The 24023-nt window shown below is 72.6% G+C and carries 22 protein-coding genes; 14 read left to right on the top strand and 8 right to left on the bottom strand.

Going from position 1 to position 24023, the window contains the following annotated elements:
* The first annotated feature begins 2 nt into the window (after positions 1-2).
* The 6 genes from ACZ61E_RS09370 (at position 3) to ACZ61E_RS09395 (ending at position 5509) form a co-directional block, all read left to right on the top strand.
* On the top strand, positions 3-449 hold the full coding sequence (locus ACZ61E_RS09370) for a roadblock/LC7 domain-containing protein (protein ID WP_469699114.1): 447 nt from the start codon (positions 3-5) through the stop codon (positions 447-449).
* Positions 446-808 carry a DUF742 domain-containing protein gene (locus ACZ61E_RS09375; RefSeq protein WP_469698957.1) on the top strand — a complete coding sequence of 121 codons (363 nt, stop codon included), beginning with the start codon at positions 446-448 and terminating at the stop codon, positions 806-808. Before ACZ61E_RS09370 ends, ACZ61E_RS09375 begins: the two co-directional genes overlap by 4 nt.
* Positions 809-914: 106 nt before the next feature.
* Positions 915-1439 carry a GTP-binding protein gene (locus ACZ61E_RS09380; protein WP_469699115.1) on the top strand — a complete coding sequence of 175 codons (525 nt, stop codon included), beginning with the start codon at positions 915-917 and terminating at the stop codon, positions 1437-1439.
* 30 nt (positions 1440-1469) lie between these two features.
* Positions 1470-2762, top strand: a complete 1293-nt coding sequence (locus ACZ61E_RS09385) for a cytochrome P450 (protein ID WP_469698959.1) — start codon at positions 1470-1472, stop codon at positions 2760-2762.
* 40 nt (positions 2763-2802) lie between these two features.
* Positions 2803-4038 (top strand): cytochrome P450 family protein, encoded by a 1236-nt coding sequence (locus ACZ61E_RS09390; protein WP_469699116.1) that lies wholly within the window; start codon positions 2803-2805, stop codon positions 4036-4038.
* Between the two features lie 193 nt (positions 4039-4231).
* Positions 4232-5509, top strand: a complete 1278-nt coding sequence (locus ACZ61E_RS09395; RefSeq protein ID WP_469698960.1) for a family 16 glycosylhydrolase — start codon at positions 4232-4234, stop codon at positions 5507-5509.
* 162 nt (positions 5510-5671) lie between these two features.
* Here the strand turns inward: ACZ61E_RS09395 and hutI are convergent, their stop codons facing one another.
* From hutI to hutU, 4 genes are all read right to left on the bottom strand, one after another.
* Positions 5672-6892 (bottom strand): imidazolonepropionase, encoded by a 1221-nt coding sequence (hutI, locus tag ACZ61E_RS09400; RefSeq protein WP_469698961.1) that lies wholly within the window; start codon positions 6890-6892, stop codon positions 5672-5674.
* Between the two features lie 17 nt (positions 6893-6909).
* Complete coding sequence (locus ACZ61E_RS09405) at positions 6910-8277, bottom strand: formimidoylglutamate deiminase (RefSeq protein WP_469699117.1); 1368 nt, start codon at positions 8275-8277, stop codon at positions 6910-6912.
* A complete protein-coding gene (locus ACZ61E_RS09410; RefSeq protein WP_469699118.1) occupies positions 8268-9458 on the bottom strand; it encodes an allantoate amidohydrolase in 1191 nt (396 codons plus the stop codon). Before ACZ61E_RS09410 ends, ACZ61E_RS09405 begins: the two co-directional genes overlap by 10 nt.
* A 173-nt stretch (positions 9459-9631) precedes the next feature.
* Complete coding sequence (hutU, locus tag ACZ61E_RS09415) at positions 9632-11305, bottom strand: urocanate hydratase (RefSeq protein ID WP_469698962.1); 1674 nt, start codon at positions 11303-11305, stop codon at positions 9632-9634.
* Between the two features lie 115 nt (positions 11306-11420).
* Here hutU and ACZ61E_RS09420 point away from each other — a divergent pair, with 115 nt between their 5' ends.
* The 6 genes from ACZ61E_RS09420 (at position 11421) to ACZ61E_RS09445 (ending at position 16766) form a co-directional block, all read left to right on the top strand.
* Positions 11421-12821, top strand: a complete 1401-nt coding sequence (locus tag ACZ61E_RS09420; RefSeq protein WP_469698964.1) for a type III PLP-dependent enzyme domain-containing protein — start codon at positions 11421-11423, stop codon at positions 12819-12821.
* Positions 12822-12929: 108 nt separating this feature from the next.
* Entirely contained in the window at positions 12930-14330 is a 1401-nt protein-coding gene (locus ACZ61E_RS09425; RefSeq protein ID WP_469698965.1) for an APC family permease, read from the top strand.
* Positions 14331-14512: 182 nt separating this feature from the next.
* Positions 14513-14947: a hypothetical protein gene (locus tag ACZ61E_RS09430; RefSeq protein ID WP_469698966.1), complete on the top strand. Its 435-nt coding sequence runs from the start codon at positions 14513-14515 to the stop codon at positions 14945-14947.
* Positions 14944-15777, top strand: a complete 834-nt coding sequence (locus tag ACZ61E_RS09435) for a transcriptional regulator (RefSeq protein WP_469698967.1) — start codon at positions 14944-14946, stop codon at positions 15775-15777. The genes ACZ61E_RS09430 and ACZ61E_RS09435 overlap by 4 nt, the downstream gene beginning before the upstream one ends.
* A gap of 38 nt (positions 15778-15815) precedes the next feature.
* Entirely contained in the window at positions 15816-16238 is a 423-nt protein-coding gene (locus ACZ61E_RS09440; protein WP_469699119.1) for a roadblock/LC7 domain-containing protein, read from the top strand.
* Between the two features lie 153 nt (positions 16239-16391).
* Complete coding sequence (locus ACZ61E_RS09445; RefSeq protein WP_078076971.1) at positions 16392-16766, top strand: hypothetical protein; 375 nt, start codon at positions 16392-16394, stop codon at positions 16764-16766.
* Positions 16767-16787: 21 nt separating this feature from the next.
* On the opposite strand, the gene ACZ61E_RS09450 is transcribed toward ACZ61E_RS09445, so the two are convergent.
* The 3 genes from ACZ61E_RS09450 to ACZ61E_RS09460 form a co-directional block, all read right to left on the bottom strand.
* A complete protein-coding gene (locus ACZ61E_RS09450; RefSeq protein ID WP_469698968.1) occupies positions 16788-17423 on the bottom strand; it encodes a hypothetical protein in 636 nt (211 codons plus the stop codon).
* A gap of 116 nt (positions 17424-17539) precedes the next feature.
* Entirely contained in the window at positions 17540-18376 is an 837-nt protein-coding gene (locus tag ACZ61E_RS09455) for a MurR/RpiR family transcriptional regulator (protein ID WP_469698969.1), read from the bottom strand.
* Positions 18373-19941, bottom strand: coding sequence for an aromatic amino acid ammonia-lyase (locus tag ACZ61E_RS09460; protein ID WP_469698970.1), 1569 nt, complete (start codon positions 19939-19941; stop codon positions 18373-18375). The genes ACZ61E_RS09455 and ACZ61E_RS09460 overlap by 4 nt, the downstream gene beginning before the upstream one ends.
* A gap of 184 nt (positions 19942-20125) precedes the next feature.
* Here ACZ61E_RS09460 and ACZ61E_RS09465 point away from each other — a divergent pair, with 184 nt between their 5' ends.
* Entirely contained in the window at positions 20126-20551 is a 426-nt protein-coding gene (locus ACZ61E_RS09465; protein WP_469698971.1) for a hypothetical protein, read from the top strand.
* Positions 20552-21005: 454 nt separating this feature from the next.
* On the opposite strand, the gene ACZ61E_RS09470 is transcribed toward ACZ61E_RS09465, so the two are convergent.
* The gene (locus ACZ61E_RS09470; RefSeq protein WP_469698972.1) at positions 21006-22403 is read right to left on the bottom strand and encodes a cystathionine beta-synthase; all 1398 of its coding nucleotides are present in this window, start codon (positions 22401-22403) and stop codon (positions 21006-21008) included.
* 189 nt (positions 22404-22592) lie between these two features.
* Here ACZ61E_RS09470 and ACZ61E_RS09475 point away from each other — a divergent pair, with 189 nt between their 5' ends.
* On the top strand, positions 22593-23603 hold the full coding sequence (locus tag ACZ61E_RS09475; RefSeq protein WP_469699120.1) for an SGNH/GDSL hydrolase family protein: 1011 nt from the start codon (positions 22593-22595) through the stop codon (positions 23601-23603).
* Positions 23604-24023: the final 420 nt, after the last annotated feature.

A 24023-nucleotide genomic window follows, 5' to 3' on the forward strand; every position in this document is an offset into this window, starting at 1 on the left:
GAGTGACCGGAACGATCTCCCGACTGCCCGATCTGGGTTGGATGCTCCGCCCGTTGACCGACATCCCCGGGGTCCGGCACGCGGTGGTCGTCTCCGAGGACGGTCTGCGGCTCGGCCACGCGTCCGCCGCCGATCTGGCCGGCCCGGTGGCCGAACTGAGCGTGGCCGAGGCCGAGTCGCTCGCCGCCGCGTCCGCCGCGCTGACCATGACCGGCCGGTCGACGGCCGGGCTGCTGTTCGGGAACGGCTCGAACGTAAGGCAGTTGATGCTGGAGTCCGACCACGGCTTCATCCTCTTCACCTCGGCGGGCGTGGGCGCCCAGCTCGGCGCCGCGACCGAGACCGACGCCGACGTGGGCCTGGTGGCCCAGCAGATGCAGCTCCTGGTCGTGAAGATCGGCAGCCACCTGAGCAGCCAGCCCCGGGATCCGGTGAGCCCGTCGTCATGACGGAACGCTCCGACGACCGGGCCACCACGTCGGCGGTACGCCCGTACGTGATCACGGGTGGCAGGGCGGACGCCGGGGGCGAGCCGCTGTCCTGGGAATCGCTCGTGGTGGCCAGGGAAGCGGTCCCGCCGGCGGCGCTCCAGCCGGAGCACCGGACAATCCTGACGCACTGTCAGGGATTGCTCTCGGTGGCCGAGGTGTCGGCCCATCTCGGCCAGCCGCCCTCCGTCGTGCAGGTGCTGCTCGCCGATCTCATCGACTGGGGACTGATCGTCACCCGTCCGCCCATACCGCCGGCCGAACGAGCCGATGTGACCATGCTGAGAAAGGTCCTCCATGGCCTCGAAAGCCGCCTCTGAGGCCGAGGCGTCCGCGCTGAACACACCCGGCGGCGACGCCGCCGCCGAGGGCGCCGCGACCGCCGGCAAGTACGTCAGATCCAGCGTCGCCGGCGCGGCCAAGATCATGGTCGTCGGGCCGCTGGGCGTCGGCAAGACCACGTTCATCGGCACGGTCTCCGAGATCAAACCGCTGAGCACCGAGGCCGTCATGACCAAGGCGGGCGCCTCGGTCGACGTGCCGGCCGACCGGTCCAAGGCCACCACCACGGTGGCCCTGGACTTCGGCCGTATGACACTCGACGGCGAGCTGGTCCTGTACCTCTTCGGTACGCCCGGACAGCAGCGTTTCCTGCCCGCCTGGCGCGATCTGGCACAGGGCGCGCTCGGGGCGCTCGCCCTCGTGGACACCCGCGATCTGACCGCCTCGTTCGACGCGCTCGGCCATCTGGAGGACCTGGGGCTGCCGTTCGCGGTCGCCGTCAACGTCTTCCCGGGCAGCCCCGTGCACAGTGACACCGAGCTGCGCGCGGCGCTCGACCTGCTGCCGGACACCCCGCTGGTGTCCTGCGACGCGCGGGACGAGCGGTCCTCGGTCATGGCGCTCATCGCCCTCGTACGCCATCTCGTCCTCGCCGCCGAGTCCTCATGACGACGGAGCCGGCATGACCATGGAGTCCACATGACCTCGCCCACACCGACACCCGCGCACGGGCCCCTGTCGGCACCCCTGCCCCTGTCGGCGCACTCGCCCGCGACACCCATCTACGGGGAGGACCTCGACGGCGACGGGATGCCGCGCCTGTACGAGCGGCTGCGCGCCGAGTACGGCCCGGTGGCCCCCGTCACCGTCGCGCCCGGCATCGAGGCATGGCTGGTGCTCGGACACCGCGAGGTGCTGCGGCTCACCCGGGAGGAGCAGGACTTCTCGCACGACCCGCGCCGCTGGAGTCTGCTGCGCGAGGGCCGGGTGCCCGCGGACTCGCCGATCCTGCCGATGGTCGGCTGGCGGCCGGCGCTGCTGTTCGCGGACGGCCAGCAGCACCGCCGGATGCGGGCGGCCGTGTCGGACGCGCTCGGCCGGATCAACGGGCACGAACTGCGGCGCGGCGTACGGGCGACTGCCGAGCGGCTCATCGCGGAGTTCGCCGACGGCAGGCGGGCGGACCTGGTCTCCGACTACGCGCGCAAGCTGCCGCTGATGGTGATCACCGGTCTGCTCGGCCTCGACGAACGAACGGGTGAGCAGCTCGTCGAGGCGATCGCGGGGCTGGTGGTGGCGAACGCGGACTCCGCCGACGCCAGCAAGCGGATGGGCGCGATCCTGCTCACCCTCATCGAGGAGAAGCGGCACCGCCCCGGCAACGACGTGACGTCCGCGCTGCTGCACCATCCGGCGGGGCTGACGGACGAGGAAGTGCTGCACAACCTGGTGGTGATGTTCGTCGCGGGCAACCAGACGACGGTGAACTGGATCGCCACCACCCTGCGCATCCTGCTCTGCGACCCGGCGTTCCGGTCCTCGCTCAGCGGCGGTCATCTGAGCGTCGACGACGCGCTGGACCTGGTGCTGTGGCGCTTCCCGCCGACGCAGAACTTCCCCGCCCGGTACGCCACCCGCGACCTGCGGTTCGGCGGCCGGGACATCCGGTCCGGGGACATGCTGATCCTCGGTCTGGCGGCGGCGAACGCCGACCCCGCCATCCTGCCGGAGGACGGTACGCCCGTCGTCGGCAACCGGTCCCATCTGGCGTTCGGGGCCGGGCCCCACACCTGCCCGGCCCAGGACCCGGCCAGGCTGATCACGCGTACCGCGGTCGACACGATCAGGCACCGGCTGCCGGATCTCGAACTGGACGTACCGGAGCACGAGTTGGCCTGGATCAAATCGCCATGGAGCAAGGGCCTGGCGGCCCTGCCCGTCCGCTTCACCGAGCCGCAGTTGCCGCGTGACCCGCGGGCGACGCGGAGTTGAGGAGAGCCTGTTGAGCCCCGAGCCGAGCACCACCCACGAGATGTCCGGCACCGCGCCGCACCGGATGGACCCGTCCGGCGGCTGTCCGCACGCCGCGAACGCGCGCCTGCTCGCGCGGGGCGCGGTGGCCCCCGTCGTACTCCCCGGCGAGGTCGGGGCCATGGCCGTCATCGGGCACGACGCGCTGAAGGAGTTCCTGTCCCACCCCGATGTCGCGAAGGGCGCCGCGCACTTCACGGCGCTCCAGGACGGGCTGATCCCCGACGGGTGGCCGCTGAAGACGTTCGCGACGGTGCAGGGCATGACGACGGCGGACGGCGAGGACCACCGGCGGCTGCGCTCGCTGGTGAGCAAGGCGTTCACGACGCGGCGGGTGGAGGCCCTGCGCGGCCGAGTGGAGGAGGTGACGGCGGAGCTGCTGGACGCCCTGGAGGAGGCCGCGGACGACGGCGGGAACAGGCCGATCGACCTCCGCGAGCACTTCGCGCTGCCGCTGCCGATGGGCGTGATCTGCGAACTGCTGGGCGTGGACGCGGAGCACCAGGGCCGGCTGCACCATCTGTCGAACCAGATCGTCGCGACCGACATCTCGCCCGAGGACGCGATGGCGGCCAACCGGGACATCGTCGCCGTGCTGGGCGCGGTGGCCGCCTCCCGCACCGAGAAGCCCGGGGAGGACCTGACGAGCGCGCTGATCGCCGTGCGCGAGGAGGACGGCGACCGGCTGAGCGGACACGAACTCATCGGCACGCTGCTGCTGATGATCATCGCGGGGCACGAGACGACGCTGAATCTGATCACCAACGCGGTCCGCGCGCTGTGCCGCCACCGTGATCAGCTCGAACTGGTCCGGTACGGCAAGGCGAGCTGGTCGGACGTGGTCGAGGAGACCCTGCGCTGGGACAGCCCGGTGAGCTTCTTCCCGTTCCGCTACCCGACCCGTGACCTGACCGTGGACGGCACCGTGATCCCGCGGGGTACGCCGGTGCTGGCGGGCTACTCGGCGGCGGGCCGCGACAAGGCCGCGCACGGCGAGGACGCGGACGCGTTCGACCTCACCAGGCACACGGGGCCGGCCACCCGTCATCTCTCGCTCGGGCACGGCGCGCACTTCTGTCTGGGGTCGTCGCTGGCCCGGATGGAGGCGACGATCGCGCTGGAACGGCTGTTCGCCCGCTTCCCCGACCTGGACGTCGCGGTCACGGAAGAGGAACTGCCGCGCCACGCGAGCTTCGTGGGCAACAGCGTGCAGCAACTCCCGGTCATCCTGCGGTAGTTGCCGGGGCGTGGTGGAGGCCGCGCCGGGGGAGGTCGGGTGACGGGCAGTCAGGAACTTTGGTCCATACCAACGCCTTGACGACCCCTCCCGCCCTCCCTTAAATCAAGTATTGAAATAACGGGTTCCGACCCCGCGCTCCATCGCCCTGAATGTCATGCTCATGCCTCCACAAGAAGTGAAGTGATGACCTGTGCGAACCCCCCTGCGGCGTCGTGTGACGCTGTACGCCCTGGCTCTTCTCTGCTGTACGAGCGTGGCCACCGCCGGGCCCGCCGGAGCGGCGCCCGCCCCCGAGTCCCGCGTCACCGCCGCGAGCGGCGAGAACGCGGCGCCCATGGCCGTGACGTTCGACGAGAACTTCGACGGACCCGCGGGATCGGCCGTCAACGGCAGTAGATGGCAGATCGAGACCGGCGACAACGTCAACAACCACGAACGGCAGTACTACACGCCCGGCAATACCAACGCCGCCCTCGACGGCCAGGGCAACCTCGTCATCACCGCCCGCAAGAACAACCCCGGCAACTACCAGTGCTGGTACGGCCGTTGCGAGTACACCTCGGCCCGGCTCAACACGGCGGGCAAGTTCACGGCGCAGTACGGCCGGGTCGAGGCCCGGATGAAGATCCCGCGCGGCCAGGGCATGTGGCCGGCGTTCTGGATGCTCGGCAACAACATGGGCCAGGTCGGCTGGCCCAACAGCGGCGAGATCGACATCATGGAGAACGTCGGCTTCGAGCCCGGCACGGTCCACGGCACCCTGCACGGCCCCGGTTACTCGGGCTCGGGCGGTATCGGCGCCGGCTACACCCTGCCCGGCGGCCAGGCGTTCGCCGACGCCTTCCACACCTTCGCGATCGACTGGTCGCCCAACTCCATCCGCTGGTCGGTCGACGGCAATGTCTTCCAGACCCGTACGCCCGCCGATCTGGGCGGCCGGGAATGGGTGTTCAACAAGCCGTTCTTCCTGATCCTCAACCTCGCGGTGGGCGGCTACTGGCCCGGTGACCCCAACAGCGGCACGCCCTTCCCGAACACCCTGACCGTCGACTACGTACGGGTCACCACCGACGGCGGCGGAGGCACCGGCGGCTCGATCACCGGACTCGGCGGCAAGTGCCTGGACGTGGCGGGGGCGAATCCCGCCAACGGAACCGCCGTGCAGCTCTACGACTGCAACGGCTCGGCCGCGCAGCAGTGGAGCCGGGGCCCCAACGACTCGCTGCGGGCGCTCGGCAAGTGCCTGGACGTGAAGGACAACAGCACCGCGAACGGCGCCCAGCTCCAGCTCTGGGACTGCGCGGGCAGCGGCAATCAGCGCTGGGCCGTGTCGGGCGCGAACGACGTCGTGAACATCCAGGCGGACAAATGCATGGACGTGACCGGCGGCGCCGCGACCAACGGGGCACGGGCCCAGATCTGGACGTGCACGGGCGCGGCCAACCAGAAGTGGTCGGTGAACGCGTAGCGGTCACGCACTCCTGATCCCGCGGTCCCGGCGGCGTGGCGAGTCACTTGCCCGCCGCCGGGATCCACGCGTTCCGACGGGTTGCGAGGGGACCCAGGTCGTGTCTTCGAAGTCCCGCCCGGCCCGCCCTGCGGGCGGACGGCGCTGCTTTGAAGACACGGCCTAACGCACGCGTTCGCCGGCCCTCCAGACCGCGTGGGTCAACGGGACCCCGGGCCGGTAGGCGAGATGGACATGGCTCGGGGCGTCGAGCAGGACGAGGTCGGCGCGGGCGCCGGGTGCCAGGCGTCCGACGTCGGTGCGGCGCAGCGCGGCGGCGCCGCCCGCGGTGGCCGACCAGATCGCCTCGTCGGGCGTCATCCCCATGTCGCGTACGGCGAGGGCGACGCAGAAGGCCATCGACGAGGTGAAGGACGAGCCGGGGTTGCAGTCGGTGGAGAGGGCGACGGTGGCGCCCGCGTCGAGCAGCCGGCGGGCGTCGGGCCACTGGGCGCGGGTGGAGAACTCGGCGCCGGGCAGCAGCGTGGCGACGGTGCGCGAGTGGGCGAGCGCGTCGACGTCCGCGTCCGTGAGGTGGGTGCAGTGGTCGGCGGAGGCGGCGTCCAGTTCGACGGCGAGCTGGACACCGGGGCCGTACGACAACTGGTTGGCGTGGACGCGCGGCACCAGGCCCTTCGCCGCGCCCGCGGTGAGGATCGCGCGTGCCTGGTCGCCGTCGAAGGCGCCCTTCTCGCAGAAGACGTCGACCCAACGGGCGTACGGGGCACAGGCGTCGAGCATGTCGCCGGTGACGAGGGCGACGTAGGCGGCGGGGTCGTCGGCGAGTTCGGGCGCGACGATGTGCGCGCCGAGGTAGGTCACCTCGTCCGTGTGCCGGGCCGCGACGCGCAGCGCGCGTGCCTCGTCGGCGACGGTGAGGCCGTAGCCGGACTTGGTCTCCTGGGTGGTGGTGCCCTGGCGCAGGCCCTCCGCGAGGTACTTCGCGACGTTGGCGCTCAGCTCGTCGTCGGTGGCGGCGCGGGTGGCGGCGACGGTGGTGCGGATGCCGCCCGCGGAGTAGGGGCGCCCCGACATGCGGGCGTTGAACTCCTGGGTGCGGTCGCCCGCGAAGACGAGGTGGGAGTGGGAGTCGACGAAGCCGGGGACGGCGGCCCGGCCGCCGGCGTCGACCGCGTTGTCAGTGGCGGGTGCTTTGCTTGATTCACCGGCCCAGACGACGCGGTCACCGGCGATGACGACGGCCGCGTCCTGGATCAGACCGATGGGGGATCCGTCACCGAGGGAGGGGTCGTTGGTGACCAGAGCGGCGATGTTGGTGACGACGGTGGTGGGTGTGCCCGCGGGTGTGCTCGCGGGCGCGGTGTGGGCGTTGGCGGACGTCATCGTGGGGATGCTCTCCTTCAGCCGCGTACGGCCGCGATGGACCGGGCGAGTGCGTCCGGTACGTCGGGGATCAGGGTGTGCGCGCCGTCGCGTACGAGATGGCGGCCGGCCACGACCGTGTGGCGCACGTCGGCGGCCGTCCCGGCGAATACGGCGGTCTCCGCGCCCAGTCGGGGCACTTGCCCCGCTGTTCTGACGGAGTCCAGGGCGACGGTGACGAGGTCGGCGAGCGCGCCGCGCTCGATCCGGCCCCCTTCGGGTCTGCCGAGGGCCGCGTGGCCGTCGGCCGTGGCGGCGGTGACGAGCGCGGCGGCGGTCCAGTGGCCGCGCGTGCGGGAGCGCAGGCGTTCGTTGAGTTCGAGGGCGCGGGCCTCTTCGAGGATGTCGATCACGGCGTGGCTGTCGCTGCCCAGCGACAGCGGGGAGCCGGCGAGCTGGAGGCGCGCGGCGGGGCCGATGCCGTCGGCGAGGTCGCGTTCGGTGGTGGGGCACATGCAGGTGCCGGTGCGGGTGGAGCCCAGCAGGGCGATGTCCTCGTCGGTGAGGTGCGTGTTGTGGACGCCGGTGGTGCGGGGGCCGAGGACGCCGTTGTCGGCGAGGAGACGGGCGGGGGTGCGGCCGTGGGTGGCGAGGCAGGCGTCGTTCTCGGCGGTCTGTTCGGAGAGATGGACATGGAGCGGGGCCTGCCGGGCCTCGGCCCATTCGGCGACGGTGGACAGCTGCTCGGCGGGCACGGCGCGTACGGAGTGGATGGCGGCGCCGATCCGGACGTGGTCGTCGTCCTGGGGGTACCGGGCCGCGAGGCCGGAGACGCGTTCCGCCCAGGCGTGCGCGGTGCCGTCGGAGAAGCGGACCTGGTGCCGGTCCGGGGGCTTGCCGCCGCGGCGCGCGGAGATGCCGGAGGAGAGATAGGCGGTGTCGAGGAGGGTGATCCGGATCCCGGCGTCGTCGGCGGCGGCGATCAGCGCCTCGCCCATCGCGTTGGGATCGTCGTAGGGCGTTCCGCCGGGGGCGTGATGCAGATAGTGGAACTCGCCGACGGCGGTGATGCCGGCCAGCGCCATCTCGGCGTACACGGCGCGGGCGAGCGCGTGGTAGTTCTCCGGGGTGAGCCTGGCCGCGGCCCGGTACATCATCTCGCGCCAGGTCCAGAAGGTGCCGGAGCCGACCTGGACCTTGCCGCGCAGCGCGCGGTGGAAGGCGTGCGAGTGCGTGTTGGCCAGGCCGGGGAGCGTGATCCCGCGCAGGGCCGTGGCACCGGGCGGCGGGGTGCCGTCCCCGGTGCGGACGCCGGTGATCCGGCCGTCGGCCGCGGTCACGGTGACGCCGGGTTCGACGTGCGTGCCGAGCCAGGCGTGCTCCAGCCAGTACGTGGTCACGTGCAGGCCAGCCCTTCCAGTACGTCGGCGAGTGCGAGGACCCCGGCCACGCAGTCGTCCTCGGCCGCGAATTCGGCCGGGGAGTGCGAGACGCCGGTGGGGTTGCGTACGAACAGCATCGCGGTCGGAATGGATCCGGACAAAATACCCGCGTCGTGACCGGCGCCGGTGCCGAGTACGGGGAGCCGGCCGCCGAGGATCCTGCCGAGCTCGTCGCGCAGGGCGTGCTCGAATTCGACGACGGGCGTGAAGGACTCCCGTACGACCCGCAGGTCGATGCCCGCGCGCTCGGCGTGCTCGCGGGCCGCCGCCTCGATCGCGGTGACGACGGTGTCCAGGGTGGCCTGGTCGGCGGCGCGGGAGTCGAGCCAGCCGCGCACGAGGGAGGGGATGGCGTTGACGCCGTTGGGTTCGACGGCGATCTTGCCGAAGGTGGCGAGCGCACCGGCGAGTTCCGCCTCGCGCCGGGCGGCGAGGACGGTCTGCGCGTAGCCGAGCATCGGGTCGCGCCGGTCGGAGAGGCGGGTGGTGCCGGCGTGGTTGGCCTCGCCGTGGAAGTCGAAGCGCCAGCGGCCGTGCGGCCAGATGGAGGAGGCGATACCGACGGGATCGCCGGTCAGGTCGAGCGCGCGTCCCTGTTCGACGTGGAGTTCGACGAACGCGCCGATCCGGGCGAGGCGTTCGGGGTCGGGCCCGATGGCGTCCGGGTCGTAACCGGCCGCCTCCATGGCGCGCGGCAGAAGGACGCCGTCGCCGTCGCACAGGGCGTGCGCCTGTGAGACACCGAGCTGCCCCGAGGTGAGCCGGGAGCCGACACAGGCGAGCCCGAACCGGGCGCCCTCCTCGTCGCCGAAGTTGGTGACGGCGACCGGCCGGGTGAACTCGGCTCCCCGGCGGCGGAGTTCGTCGAGCGCGGCGAAGGAGGACACCACGCCGAGCGGCCCGTCGAAGGCGCCGCCGTCGGGCACGGAGTCCAGATGCGACCCGACGACGACGGCGTCCCCGCCGTGGGGGTCACCGAGCCACCCCCACTGGTTGCCGTTCCGGTCGGTCTCGTAGACCAGCCCCCGCGCCTCGGCCTGTCCCCGGAACCACTCGCGGCACTCCCGGTCCGCGCCGCTCCACGCGTAGCGCCGGTAGCCCCCGCTGCCCGCGTCCCGTCCGACGGGCGCCAGCTCCCGCCACATCTCCTGGAAGGAGCCGCCGGCGGACGGCACCGGACCGCGGGGCGCCGCGCCTTCCCCCGGCCGCGCACCGGCCCTCTGTCGCGGTCCGGTGTCCGGGCGGGGCGCGTCCGGCCCGTCCGGAGCCGGTTCCGCCGGCTCGGCGCGGCGGCCGTCCGGGCCGGTGCCCGCCGTCGTCATTCGCCCTCCCGCATCGGGACGCGGACGCCGCGGTCGGTGGCGGCCGACTCCGCGAGGTCGTAGCCGGCGTCGACGTGGCGGATGACGCCCATGGCCGGGTCGTTGGTCAGGACGCGGCGGATCTTCTCGCCGGCCAGCTCCGTGCCGTCGGCGACCGTCACCTGGCCGGCGTGGATCGAGCGGCCCATGCCGACGCCGCCGCCGTGGTGGACGGAGACCCAGGAGGCACCGGAGGCGACGTTCACCATGGCGTTCAGCAGCGGCCAGTCGGCGATCGCGTCCGAGCCGTCGAGCATGCCCTCGGTCTCGCGGTACGGGGAGGCGACCGAGCCCGCGTCCAGGTGGTCGCGGCCGATGACGACCGGCGCGGCGAGTTCACCGCGGGCGACCATGTCGTTGAACCGCTCACCGGCCCTGTCCCGCTCACCGAGGCCGAGCCAGCAGATACGCGCGGGCAGGCCCTGGAAGTGGACGCGTTCGCCGGCCATCCGGATCCAGCGGTGCAGGGACGCGTTCTGCGCGGAGTCGCCCTCGGGGAACAGCTCCAGGATCGCCTTGTCGGTCTTGTGGATGTCCGACGCCTCCCCGGAGAGCGCCGCCCAGCGGAACGGACCCCGGCCTTCGCAGAACAGCGGCCTGATGTAGGCGGGTACGAATCCGGGGAAGGCGAACGCCCGGTCGTATCCCGCCAGTTGGGCCTCGCCCCGGATGGAGTTGCCGTAGTCGAAGACCTCGGCGCCCGCGTCCATGAAGCCGACCATCGCCTCCACGTGCCGCGCCATGGACTCGCGGGCCCGCAGCGTGAAGTCGGCCGGCTTCTCGGCGGCGTAGGACGCCATGTCGTCGAAGTCGACGCCGATCGGCAGATAGGCGAGGGGATCGTGCGCCGACGTCTGGTCGGTGACGATGTCGACCGGCGCGCCCTCCGCCAGCATCCGGGGCAGCAGCTCCGCCGCGTTGCCGAGCAGTCCGACGGAGAGCGGCCTGCGCGCGTCACGGGCCTCGGTGGCGAGCTGGAGCGCGTGCTCCAGGGAGTCGGCCCGCACATCGAGGAAGCGGTGCTCGATACGGCGCTCGATGGCGCGCGGGTCGCAGTCGACGCAGATCGCGACGCCGTCGTTCATGGTGACGGCCAGCGGCTGCGCGCCGCCCATCCCGCCGAGCCCGGCGGTGAGCGTGATCGTCCCGGCGAGCGTGCCACCGAACCTCTTCGCGGCGACGGCGGCGAACGTCTCGTACGTGCCCTGGAGAATGCCCTGGGTGCCGATGTAGATCCAGGAGCCGGCGGTCATCTGGCCGTACATGGTGAGGCCGAGCTGTTCCAGCCGCCGGAACTCCTCCCAGTTGGCCCAGTCGCCGACGAGGTTGGAGTTGGCGATCAGCACGCGCGGCGCCCACTCGTGGGTCTGCATCACGCCCACCGGGCGGCCGGACTGCACGAGCATCGTCTCGTCCCGCTTCAGCGTCCGCAGCGTGCGCGTCATCGCGTCGAACGAGCGCCAGTCCCGCGCGGCCTTCCCGGTGCCGCCGTAGACGACGAGCTGGTCGGGGTGTTCGGCGACCTCGGGGTCGAGGTTGTTCTGGAGCATACGGAGGGCGGCCTCCTGCTGCCATCCCAGGGCGCTCAGTTCCGTACCGCGCGGTGCCCGTACGGGTCGGGGTCCTGACATGGCGGTGCCTCCTCCGTCGCTGCTCCACTGTTGGCCAAACTATTCACATCCTCGCCGGGTGAATAGATGTAGTCAACAGTGGAGTAACCGGCGGCCGGATGATTGGCTGACACGCATGGCCGAGGACATCCGCAGTCACGAGAAACCAGGCAGCGACGACCGGGGACAGGTATCCGCGACAGCGGCATCCAGGCGCGATCTCGCCGTACGGGCCGCCGTCGGGCAGGGGCTCCTCACCGAGGCCGCTCCCGTCGTCGCGCTCCTCGACGTGGCGGGTGTCCGCGCCTCCGCCGCCGCGCTGCACGCCGCGTTCGCGGCCGTCGCCGCCCCTGGTACCCGCGTGCTGCACGCCTTCGCGGTGAAGGCGGCGCCCCTGGTGCCCGTCCTGCGCCTGCTGCACACCGAGGGGATCGGGGCCGAGGTCGCGAGCCCCGGCGAGCTGGGACTGGCTCGCGCCGCCGGGATCAGGCCCGACCGCACCGTCCTCGACTCGCCCGCCAAGACGCCCGCCGAGCTGCGCGAGGCGCTGGCGCTCGGTATCGCCGTCAACGCCGACAACCCGCAGGAACTCGCCCGTCTCGACACGCTCCTGTCCTCGGCGCCCACCGGCTCCCCGATCGGTCTGCGGGTCAACCCGCAGACCGGCAGCGGCTCCATCGGCGCCCTGTCCACGGCGACGGCCACCTCGAAGTTCGGCGTCGCGCTGCGCGACGAGGGCGCCCGCGCGTGGGTCGTCAGGGCGTTCCTGGACCGGCCCTGGCTGACCCGGCTGCACGCCCACTCCGGCTCCCAGGGCGTCCCGCTCGCCCTGATGGCGGAAGGCGTCAGGGCCGTTCACGAACTGGCCGAGGAGATCAACGCGGCGGCCGGCCGGCGGCAGGTCGACACCATCGACATCGGCGGCGGCCTCCCGGTCAACTTCTCGTCCGACGACGAGACCCCCACCCACGCCGAGTACGCCCGGCTGCTGAAATCCACCGTCCCGGGCCTGTTCGACGGCGGCTACGGGATCGTGACCGAGTTCGGCCGTTCCCTGCTCGCCAAGCACGGCACGGTGCTGGCCCGTGTCGAGTACGCGAAGTCCGCCGGCGGCCGGCCCGTCGCCGTCACCCACGCGGGCGTGCAGGTCGCCACCCGCACCGTCTACGACCCGGAGTCGTGGCCGCTGCGCATCGCCGCGTACGGCGCCGACGGCCGCCCCAAGGAGGGTCCCGCCGTCGCCCAGGACATCGCGGGCCCCGCGTGCTTCGCGGGCGACATGCTGGCCACCGGCCGGCCGCTGCCACCGCTTGAGCAGGGCGATCTCGTCGCGGCGCTGGACACCGGCGCGTACTACTTCGCCAACCACTACGCGTACAACAGCCTTGCCCGGCCCGGCATCCACGGCTTCACGGCGCGGGCTGCGGACCCGCCGGAGGACGGTGTGCGGTTCGCGACCGTACGGGAGCCGCAGAGCGTGGCGGAGATCGTCGCCGAATCCGGCGGCGGGCACCCGGACGCGCTCGTGCGGGACTGACCGCCGCCCCGGCGCGGGAGCGGCGGGAACCCTGGCGGGGACGGAGAGGAATCAGCCCGGCCGCACCGGGCAGAACACTTCCCACCACCGATCGGGGGAGGCCATTCCATGCCCGCATCAGAGACACCGACGGCGTCGGACACGCCGGGACCGGCCGGGGACGCGCCCGGACTCAAACGCGCCCTCGGCCCGAAACTGCTCATCCTCTTCGTCATCGGCGACATCCTGGGCACCGGCATCTACGCCACCACCGGCCAGGTCGCCGGCCGGGTCGGCGGCGCGCTCTGGCTGCCGTTCCTGATCGGCTTCGTCGTCGCGGTCCTGACGGCCGCCTCGTACGTGGAACTCGTCGGCAAGTACCCGAAGGCGGCCGGCGCCGCGCTCTACACGCAGAAGGCGTTCAAGGTCCCGTTCCTGACCTTCATCGTGGCCTTCATGGTGATGTGCTCGGGCCTGTCGTCGGCGAGCGCCGCGGCCCGCGCGTTCAGCGGCGACTACCTGGCGGAGTTCACCGACGCGGTGCCGCCCACCCTGATAGCGATCCTGTTCGTCGTCGCGCTCGCCGCGCTCAACCTGCGCGGTGTCTCGGAGTCGGTGAAGACCAACGTGGTCCTCACCCTGGTCGAGCTGAGCGGTCTGGCGATCATCCTCGGCATCGGCGCCTACGCCGTCCTGTCGGGTGACGGCGAGCCGTCACGGCTCACCGACTTCGAGGCGAGCGGCACCGGCTTCTCCCTGATGACCGGGGTGCTCGGCGCCACGGCGCTCGCGTTCTTCGCCTTCGTCGGCTTCGAGGACTCGGTCAACATGGCCGAGGAGACGAAGGATCCGAGCCGCACGTTCCCGCGCGCCATCTTCATCGGCGTCACGGTCACCGGCACCATCTACGTCCTGGTCGCACTGATCTCCTCGCTCCTGGTGGACCACAAGACCCTGGAGGGCTCCAGCGGACCCCTTCTGGAGGTCGTGAAGGCCGGTGGCGTGGACTTCCCGCCCAAACTCTTCGCCCTGATCGCCCTGTTCGCCGTCACCAACTCCGCGCTGATCAACATCATGATGGCCTCGCGGCTCTGTTACGGGATGGCCAACGAACGCATCCTGCCCAAGGCCATGGGCCGGGTGCTGCCCGCGCGCCGTACCCCCGTCGTGGGCATCGCCTTCGTCTCCGTCCTGGCCATCGGGCTGGTGTCGACCGGCGAGATCCAGGGGCTCGGCGACACGACCTCGTTCCTGCTGCTGTGCGTGTTCTTCGTGGTCAATGTCGCCGTGCTCGTACTGCGCCGCGACCCGGTCTCGCACCGGCACTTCCGCGCGCCGACGATCCTGCCCGTGCTGGGCGCTGTCACGGCGCTGATCCTGGCCAGCCCGCTCGCCGACCGCGCGGCCGACGTGTACGTCCGGGCCGGGGTGCTGCTCGCGATCGGTATCGCGCTGTGGGCGGTCAACAAGCTGGTGATGAAGGCGCGTTCGGAGGAGCACGCGAAGAACGGCGGCGAGGTGGAGAAGTAGGACGCGCGCAGCACACCGCACGGGGCGCCGACAGGGGCGCTCCGTGCGCCGACCCTATCCCCGACGGGCATGTTCCAACGGAAAATGCCCGAAATCCCTCCGGGGGCAAGGACGTTGCGTAATCTCGCCGTCACTGCCGCACGACGGTGCCTTACGCACGACCGGCTGGGAGGGAAGTCCGCGTGCCCGGAATCGACGCATGTCTGCACGAGATCATGGCCCTGCCCGGCGCCCGCGGAGCGGCGATCGTCGACTGGACCAGCGGCCTGGCGCTCGGCACGGCGGGCGAGTCGCCGGCCGGTGACCACGAGACCACGGCCACCGAGACCGCCGAACTGGCGCGGGCCGCCGCGGAGTACCCGTCGTTCGCGCCGGCCGCCGAACCGGTGGCGGGACCGGCCGGCCCCGCGGCACGGGAGACGACGGGCGACGGCAAGGGCCCGCCGGTCGAGGACCTGATCGTCACCAGCCTGACCGGCTACCACGTCCTGCGGTTCGTTGAGACGACCTTCGACAGCAGTGTCTTCCTCCATCTGTGGCTCGACCGGGACACCGGGAATCTCGCGCTCGCCCGGCTGCGGCTCCAGCAGCTCGCCGAACGGCTGGTACTGGCATGAACGCCGACACGGCGGCCGCCGTCGCAGCGCACGTCTCCCCCGTCTCCCCCGTCTCCCCGATGCTGGTCCGGCTGGCCGACGAGCGTGCCACCGGCGCCCTCCTGCGCGACCACGGCACCCTCTACCTCGCCGAAGGACACGTGGTGCACGCCGAGAGCCCCGTGGCGCCCGGCATCGACACCCTGCTGACCACGGGCGGCCGGCTGCCGCGCGAGGGCTGGCAGCGGGCGATCGACGAGGCGGGCGCGCGGCGCGAGGTCGCGCGGTATCTCGTCGACAGCGGCCGGATCGGCGGCGGTGAGCTGGAGATCTGCCATCTCGGCGCGCTGTACGACGCGGCGTTCTTCGCGCTGGCCCCGGGCAGCGGCCCCACCCGGTTCCGTTACGGCGTCGGCCACTGGATCGGCCGGGTGCGCCCCGTCCCGGCGGCCGCGGTGGAACGCGAGACGGTGCGCCGCCGTGAACTGCTCGACCAGGTCTGGCCGTACCCGGCGGTCGACACCGCGCCGGTGGTGCCCCGCGCGCCCGCGCCGGGCCAGTCGGTCACCCGCAGGCAGCGCGCGCTGCTGGACCTTGCCGACGGCGTACGGACCCCCGCCGCCATCGCCTGGGCCCTGGGCCGCCCGGCCTTCCACACGCTGCTGGAGGTGCGGCGGCTGGCGGCGGCCGGGCTGGTCGACACGCCTCCCGATCCGCCGCCGGAAACCCGCCGCGGCAGCGGGGGCCGGCCCGTCCGCCCCGTCCTGCCCGCCTGGATCGCCGAGGTCTCGGCCGATCCGGACATCGCCCTGCTCCGCCGGCTCCGTGACGCGTTGGAGGAAAACCTGTGAGACGCGCCCTGCGGCTGCGCAGCGAGAGGAGACAGCTGATGACGGCGGAGGCCGAAGTGCTCGGGGAGCTGCGGCGCCTGCGGGCCCGGCTCCCCCAGCTCACGGGCGCGCTCGCCGCGAGCACCGACGGTCTGGTCCTCGCCGAGGAACTGACCGGCGCGGGGAGTACGGGCGCGGCGGCCTCCGGCGCGGAACCCGAGGGTGTCGCCGCCCTGACCGCCGCCGCGCTCGGTGTCTCGCTGCGGCTGACCGACAGCACGGGACAGGGCGGCTTCCGGGAACTGCTGATCAGGGGTGAACGCGGCTATGTGGCCACGTACGCGGCGGGCGGCTCCGCCGTCCTCACCGTCCTCGCCGAACCGCGGATCAATGTCGGCCGACTCCATCTGGAGGCCAGGCGGTCGGGCGCCCGGATCGGCGCCCTGGTCGACAGGGCCCTCGAACGACCCGAGAACTCCTGACCCATGGCCGCCGGCGGAACACCCGACCGAACGAACCGGACCACGAAGCCCCGAACCCCGACGACCGGGACCACGACGACACGGACCCCGACGACCGGGACCCCGACGACCCGGAACCGAATACCTCAGAGACGAAAAGGAAGTGCGACGTCCATGGCCAACACCGAAGCGGCTCTCAAAGAAGCGACGACCTCCATCGAGGGGGCCGTCGGTGCCGCCCTCGTCGACTACACCAGCGGCATGGCCCTCGGCACCGTCGGCGGCGGCAAGGAACTCGATCTGACGGTCGCCGCCGCCGGGAACACCGATGTGGTGCGCGCCAAGGTGCGCACCATGGAGATGCTGGGCCTCAAGGACGAGATCGAGGACATCCTGATCACCCTCGGCGGCCAGTACCACCTGATCCGGCTGCTCAAGGGCCGGGGGAACAACGGCCTGTTCCTCTATCTGGCGCTGGACAAGCAGCGGGCGAACCTGGCGATGGCCAGACACCAGCTCAAGAAGATCGAGAACGAACTGGAGGTGTGACGGGGTCCCCTCGCGCCCTCCCTACGCGGGTCCGGCCGCCTTGGCGCCCCCGGCCGCCTTCACCGGCCCGGCGCCCCCGGCCCGCTTGACGCGGGGTCGCCGCGCCCCACCGGGCGCGGCGTCCCCGGCTTCGAGCCCGGTCGTACGGAAGCCCTTGACCTTCCCGCCGACGGGGCTGCCCCGCCCGGCCCAGTCGGTGCGGACCCACAGCAGCTCCTCCCCCGCGCGCTCGCGGCGGCCGAGCAGCAGGGCCTTGAGCCACAGCCCGGCACCGGCGCCCGCGAGGGCCGCGCCGCCCGCGACCGGTACGGCGAACGAGAGGGCCACCGCCGCGAGGAACCCGCCGGCCAGCCACCACACCCGGGCCCGCCGCCAGACCCGCAGCGTCACCGAACGGTCCTGGAGGTAGTCGAACTTCCCGGCGCGCGAGGCGGCCTCCGCCCAGCCGTCGTACCGCCTGCGCCGTACGGCCGCGACAGCCGCCGCGGCCAGCACGAACAGCGCCGCCCCGATGTACAGCCCGACCCGGCGGCCGGTCAGTCCGGGGATCAGCGCCCCGGTCGCGGCGGCCAGGATCCCCAGCCACCACATCGGAGCCGCGCCGGCCCTCACGATCACCGTCACCCGTGCCAGCGACTGCTGTCCTCCACGCCCCACTGCCGCCTCCTCGTCACCGAACCTCACCGAAGTTTTGGCGGGCAGATTAATGCCGTTTCCTGAACATTTCCTGAGAACGGCGAAGGGGCGGGCCCGAACGGCGAAGGGGGCGGGCCCTATTCGACGAACAGGCCCCGGGCTGCGGCCCGTACGTCGAAGTCCTCCAGCCGCGCCTGCGCGTCCGGCAGGTCGTCGCACATCGCCTCCAGCAGCACCCGTCCCAGGAGCATCGGCGCACACGCCGTGTCGAAGGCGAGCCCCGTGCCGACGGCCGCCGGGATCAGCAGGTCGCTGTGGGCGGCGACGGGCGCGAACGCCGAGTCGGCGACGGTGACCACGAACAGTCCGGCCCCGCGCGCGTGGTCCAGCGCCTCCACGACCTCCTTGGGGTGGCGCGGCAGCGCGAAGCAGAGCAGCGCGCTCGCACCGGCGCGGCGCGCGGCGTCGATCCGGTCGGCGAGCATCGTGCCGCCCTCGTCGAGGAGCCGGATGTCGGGGTGGACCTTGGCGGCGAAGTAGGCGAAGCCGGTGGCCTGGGCGGAGGCGGCGCGCAGCCCGAGGACGGGCAGCGGGGTGGACGCGGCGAGTACGCGGCCGGCCCGTTCGACGGGGGCCGGGTCGGCGAGCAGCTCCGCGAGCTGGCGCAGATTCTCCAACTCGGCGTGCACGGCCTGCTGGTACTCGTTGTACTCGGCGGCGCCCGCCGACGGGCCGGCGGGCGCGACCTCGCGCAGGTGCCTGCGCAGCGCCGGGTAGCCGTCGAAACCGAGCGCGACGGCGAACCGTGTCACCGAGGGCTGGCTGACACCGGCGAGTTCGGCCAGTTCGACGCTGGACAGGAACGGCGCGTCGGCGGCCCGGCGCACCATGCTGTGCGCGATGCGCCGCTGGGTGGGGGTGAGCCGGTGGCCCTCGAAGAGCTGCTGGAGCCGGGCTGCCGGACTGTCGCTCACGCGATCCCCCTTGTGGTGCCTGTCGTGCCGGTGCCGCCCACCGCACTCATCGGTGTCATGTCGTCCGCCGTGGTGGCGAGCCGGTCCAGCAGCCGCGTCGCCGCCGTCACGTCGTCGGTCAGCGGCCGGTCGGCGACCTCCTGGTCCAGCGCGGACTCGGCGAGCGCGAAGGCTCTGCCGACGGGCAGTCCGGCTTCGGGCCGCAGCCCGCGCTGGCGCAACGCCCTTACGGCGGCGACGAGTTCGCACGCGACGACCAGACGGTACGCCTCGCACGCCCGCAGTGTCTGCCGTGCGGCGAGCGAGGCGAAGCTCGCCTGCTCCTCCACGCCACGGGACAGTACCGCGTGGCCGAGCGAGGCCGGCGCGGAGAAGGCGCGCAGGTCACCGAGAGCGGCCCCGGCCGCGTACTCCAGGATCATCACGCCGGAGCTGGCGGGTTCGGCGTCGGCGAGGAAGGGGCGCAGCCGGGTGAAGGCGGGTTCGTTCAGCGCGGAGAGCCGGGAGGTGGACAGCCGGGCCGTCTGGACGACCGCGAGCCTGAAGTGGTCGAGGGCGAGCGCGAGTTGGGCGAGGTAGAAACCGCCGTGGTGGTAGGCGGCGGGTGCCAGGTCGTCGTCCGTGCCGGGACAGATCAGCGGGTTCTCGGCGGCCGAGTTGATCTCGACGGCGAGCGCCCTCTCCAGCGCGTCGGCGGCGTCCCGCGCCGGTCCGTGGATCTGCGGGACGCAGCGGAAGCCGTACGGGTCCTGGATACGGCCGAGCGGCGGGGTGGGTCGCGCGGGGGCGCCGAGTATGTGCCGCATCCGGGTGGCGACGGCGTACGAGCCGGGGTGCGGGCGCGCGGCGTGGACCGGTTCGGCGTACGTCTCGTAGCTGCCGTCGACGGCGAGCAGCGAGAGCGCGGCGACGAGTTCGGTGGCGGCGATGAGGCTCCCCAGCTCGTCCAGCGCGAGGGCGGCCTGACCGAGCGTCAGCGCGTTGCTGCTGATGAGGGCGAGCGCGTCGTTGTTGTCGAGGGGCTGTGCCTCGGGCGGCGGGCCGCTCTGCCAGGGGTGTTCGCCGGCGAGGGCGAGGCCCAGCTGCGAGAGGGCGGCGATGTCGCCGGTGCCGACCGAGCCGAACTCGTTGACGACCGGGTGCGCGCCGGAGGTCAGCGCGTCGCAGAGCGCCGTGACGACGGTGGGGCGCAGTCCGGCGCCGCCGGCCAGGAGCTGGTTGGCCCGTACCGCGAGCATGGCGCGGACCTCGCGGGCGGGCAGCGGACGGCCGATGGCGCCCGCGTGGCTGCGCAGCAGCCGCAGTCCGTGGTCGGCGGCGGCCTCGGAGGGGACGGACTCGGTGCGGTTGGCGCCGACGCCGGTGGAGCGGCCGTAGACCCTGCCGGACGCGGCGAGTTCGCGTGCGGTGTGCCAGGACCGCTCGACGCGTTTCATGGCGTCGGTGCCGGGCACGGGGCGGGCGGTCCCGTCGGCCAGCCGGACGATGTCGGCGACGGGGAGGCTCTGGCCGTCGAGGACGACGAGGGCGGGGTGTACGGCGACGGTGGCAGGAACGTCCGACATGGGGACACCGCCCTTCGGGGCTTGGGCTGTCTATTCAGTCAACGAGAACTCTGCATGACTGTATGCAGCCGGGCAAGAGGTGTCCGGCGGGGAGCAGGGGGCGCCGGGCCTGGGGGACCCCGCAGGCAAAGAGGGGGGATAGCCCCACTGTTCCGGGGGCCGTCGGCTTCGTACCGTGATGCCCATGGAAGCCCGCGACCCTGAGCTCAGGAAAGAGCTCGACGCCACCCTTCAGGCCCGCAGAGAGCTGGGGTCGGAGTACGAGTCCGCGCTCATCGAGTCCTTCCTGGAGAAGCTCGATCAGCGCCTCGACAGCACGACGGACCGCCGTGTCCGGCGTCAGCTCGCCGAACAGCAGATGGTGGTCGCCCGCGGCGCCCGCCCGCGCAGCGCGGAGGAGACGTTCGCGGCGCGGTACGGCTTCGGCGTCATCTCGCTGGTGCTGGCCGTCCCGCTCTCCGCGATCGCCGTGGTGCAGGCGGACTTCGCCGGGCTGTGCGTGGCCTGGCTCGGCATCGTGGGGGTGAACGTGGCGCAGGCGGCAGGCGGGGTGCCCTGGGCGCGCGGAAACCCGCGCCGGTCCAAGCAGTCGTCCGACTGGGAGGACTAAGGGCCGTCCCGTGATCCCCGGTGGATCAGCGCGGCGTCGATGCGGTGCGTCGCGAGGCGGAGGGCCGTCCTCGTACTGGGCGTATTCGGGCGATCCGACAACGCGGCGAGGCGCCGTAGCCGTCGTCGCGCGCCCGCCGGGGATCACGGGACGGCCCTTAAGGGCCTGCCGTCTGGATCAGGCCGGGCTCGCGTGCCCCGGCGGACCGGCCGGCGGCGAACGGGAATGGTCGCGGGGACCGCCGCACCCCCGTTTCCGGAGGGCGGGACGACGGCGGTCCCCGCGAGGGACCCGGGCCGGGTCAGTACCGGCACCGTGTCCTGGCGTCCATGTGGTCCGGGAGCCGCTCCGGAGATCACTGGCGCCGACAACAACCACTGTGGCCGAGCCGTGTTAAGCGCGTGCTGCGCGTAGATGTCGCGCTGGTACCACTTTCACGAAGGCCCGCACGGTCCTACTTGGCGTCCTTCGCGAGGAACGCGAGCAGGTCCTGACGGCTCACCACTCCCGTCGGCTTCCCCTCAACCAGCACGATCGCCGCCGCCGCGGCGTTGGCACCGCTCAGCGCGGTCATCAGATCGGCCACGGGCTCGCCGGAGCCGACCTGCGGCAGCGGGCCCGACATGTGCTTCTCCAGCGGGTCGCCGAGCGAGGCGCGCTGGGCGAAGAGCGCGTCGAGCAGTTCGCGCTCCACGACGGAGCCGATGACCTCGGCCGCCATGACGTCCGGGTGGCCGGCGCCGGGCTTGACGATCGGCATCTGCGAGACGCCGTACTCGCGCAGGACCTCGATCGCCTGGCCGACCGTCTCCTCGGGGTGCATGTGCACGAGGGAGGGGAGGCCGCCGCCCTCCTTGTACCGCAGGACGTCACCGACCCGGGGGGCGTCCCCGGCCTGCTCCAGGAAGCCGTAGTCGTTCATCCACTCGTCGTTGAAGATCTTGCTGAGGTAGCCCCGGCCGCTGTCGGGCAGCAGCACGACCACCACGTCGTCGGGGCCGAGCCGCTCCGCGCCCCGCAGCGCCGCCACGACCGCCATGCCGCAGGAGCCGCCCACCAGCAGGCCCTCCTCCTTGGCGAGGCGGCGCGTCATCTGGAAGGAGTCCTTGTCGGACACGGCGACGATCTCGTCGGTGACGGTCCGGTCGTACGCGCTCGGCCAGAAGTCCTCGCCGACGCCCTCGACCAGATACGGGCGGCCCGAACCGCCGGAGTAGACGGATCCCTCGGGGTCGGCGCCGACGACCGTGACGCGCCCCTCGCTGACCTCCTTCAGATACCGGCCGGTGCCGCTGATCGTGCCGCCCGTGCCGATGCCCGTGACGAAGTGGGTGATCCGCCCGTCCGTCTGCTCCCACAGTTCGGGACCGGTGGTCTCGTAGTGCGAGCGCGGGTTGTTCGGGTTGCTGTACTGGTCGGGCTTCCAGGCGCCCGGAGTCTCACGCACCAGCCGGTCGGAGACGTTGTAGTACGAGTCGGGGTGCTCGGGGTCGACGGCCGTGGGGCAGACGACGACGTCGGCGCCGTACGCCCGCAGCACGTTGATCTTGTCCGTGGAGACTTTGTCGGGGCAGACGAAAATGCAGTGGTAGCCCTTCTGCTGGGCCACGATCGCCAGTCCGACGCCGGTGTTGCCGCTCGTCGGTTCGACGATGGTGCCACCGGGCCGGAGTTCGCCGCTCTCCTCGGCCGCCTCGATCATGCGCAGGGCGATCCGGTCCTTCACCGAACCGCCCGGATTGAAGTATTCGACCTTGGCCAGGACTGTCGCCTGGATGCCCGAGGTCACATTGCCCAGCTTCAGCAGCGGGGTATTGCCAACCAGACTGATCATCGAGTCGTGGAATTGCACCGTTGTCTCCGGGGTCTCCGTGATGGTCCGGCCAGCGTATGCGTAGGCGGAAGAGATTGGGCCACGCCCGTTACGGGGCAATTACCTCTTGCTGGTCCGAACCCGGTGTGCGAAACGCCGCATCGTGTGAACGGCCAGAGGGACTGGCGGGACTACAGGGAGGTGACCCGGACTGTGTCGAGAGCGCGGGTGGCACGGCGGATCGCGGCAGGTGCCGCCTTCGGCGGAGGGAGCGTCGGTCTGCTGGGAGCGGCCGGGGTGGGACTCGTCCTGGCCGAGGTACAGCTGGCGAAACGGTCGGTCGGCGGCGGTACGGCGCCGATCCCGCCCCGTGGCAACGGCTGGTACGGACTGGCGTACGGACACACCGACCCCCTGCGGATGGGCATCCTCGGTGACTCCACGGCGGCCGGCCAGGGCGTGCGGCGGGCGGGCCAGACACCGGGGGCGCTCCTCGCCTCCGGGCTGGCGGCGGTGGCCGAGCGCCCGGTCGACCTGCGGAACGTGGCGGAGCCGGGGGCGCAGTCGGACGATCTGGAACGCCAGGTGACGCTGCTGCTCTCGGACACGTTCCGCACCCCGGACGTCTGCGTGATCATCGTCGGCGCGAACGACGTGACCCACCGGATGTCGGCCACCGCCTCGGTCCGCTGTCTCGCGACGGCGGTACGGAGGCTGCGCACGGCGGGCGCGGAGGTCGTCGTCGGGACCTGCCCCGACCTGGGGACGATCGAGCCGGTGTACCAGCCGCTGCGCTGGCTGGCCCGCCGGGTGAGCCGACAGCTCGCGGCGGCCCAGACGATCGTGGCGGTCGAGCAGGGCGCCCGTACGGTCTCGCTCGGCGATCTGCTGGGACCGGAGTTCGAGGCGAACCCCCGGGAGATGTTCGGCGCGGACAACTACCACCCGTCGACGGAGGGGTACGCGACGGCGGCGATGGCCGTCCTGCCGACGCTGTGCGCGGTGCTCGGCCTGTGGCCGGAGACGGACCATCTGGACTCCTCGCGCGACGAGGACATGCTGCCGGTGGCGAAGGCGGCGGCCGAGGCCGCGGCCGAGGCGGGTACGGAGGTCACGGGCGCGCGGGCGCCGTGGGCCCTGCTCAAGCACCGCAGACGCCGGCGCCTGCCGGAGCCCGAGCCGACCCAGACGGAGCCGGCCGCACCACCGCCACCGAAGGAGAACGCCAACCGCCACTGACCCGAAGCGCCGGGCCCCGGGGCCGGCCTGGGCGCCGGGGCAGGGCCGGCGCCCAGGGCCGAGCCCGAGGAACGCGGGCCGGGACCGGGGCGGGGCGAATCGAGGCCGGGGGCCGAGGTTGGGTCGGGATCGGGTCAGGGAGCGCACCGGGGGCCAGGGGCCGAGCCCGCGAAGCGCGGGCCAGGGAGCGCGGGCCCGGCCGGAGCCGAGGCCGGGTCAGGACCGGAGCCGAGGCCACGCCCCAGGCCGAGGCGGGTCGGGGTCGGGGTCGGGATCGGGGTCGGGGTCGGGGTCGGGGTCGGGGTCGGGGTCGGGGTCGGGATCGGGGTCGGCGGGGAGCATGGGCTGGCGCCCCAGGCCTGGGCCAGGGCCCAGGGCGGAGACAGGGCCCAGGGCGGGCCGAACCGAGGAGCCGGGGGG

This window comes from Streptomyces sp. NPDC104581 (genome assembly GCF_055583685.1).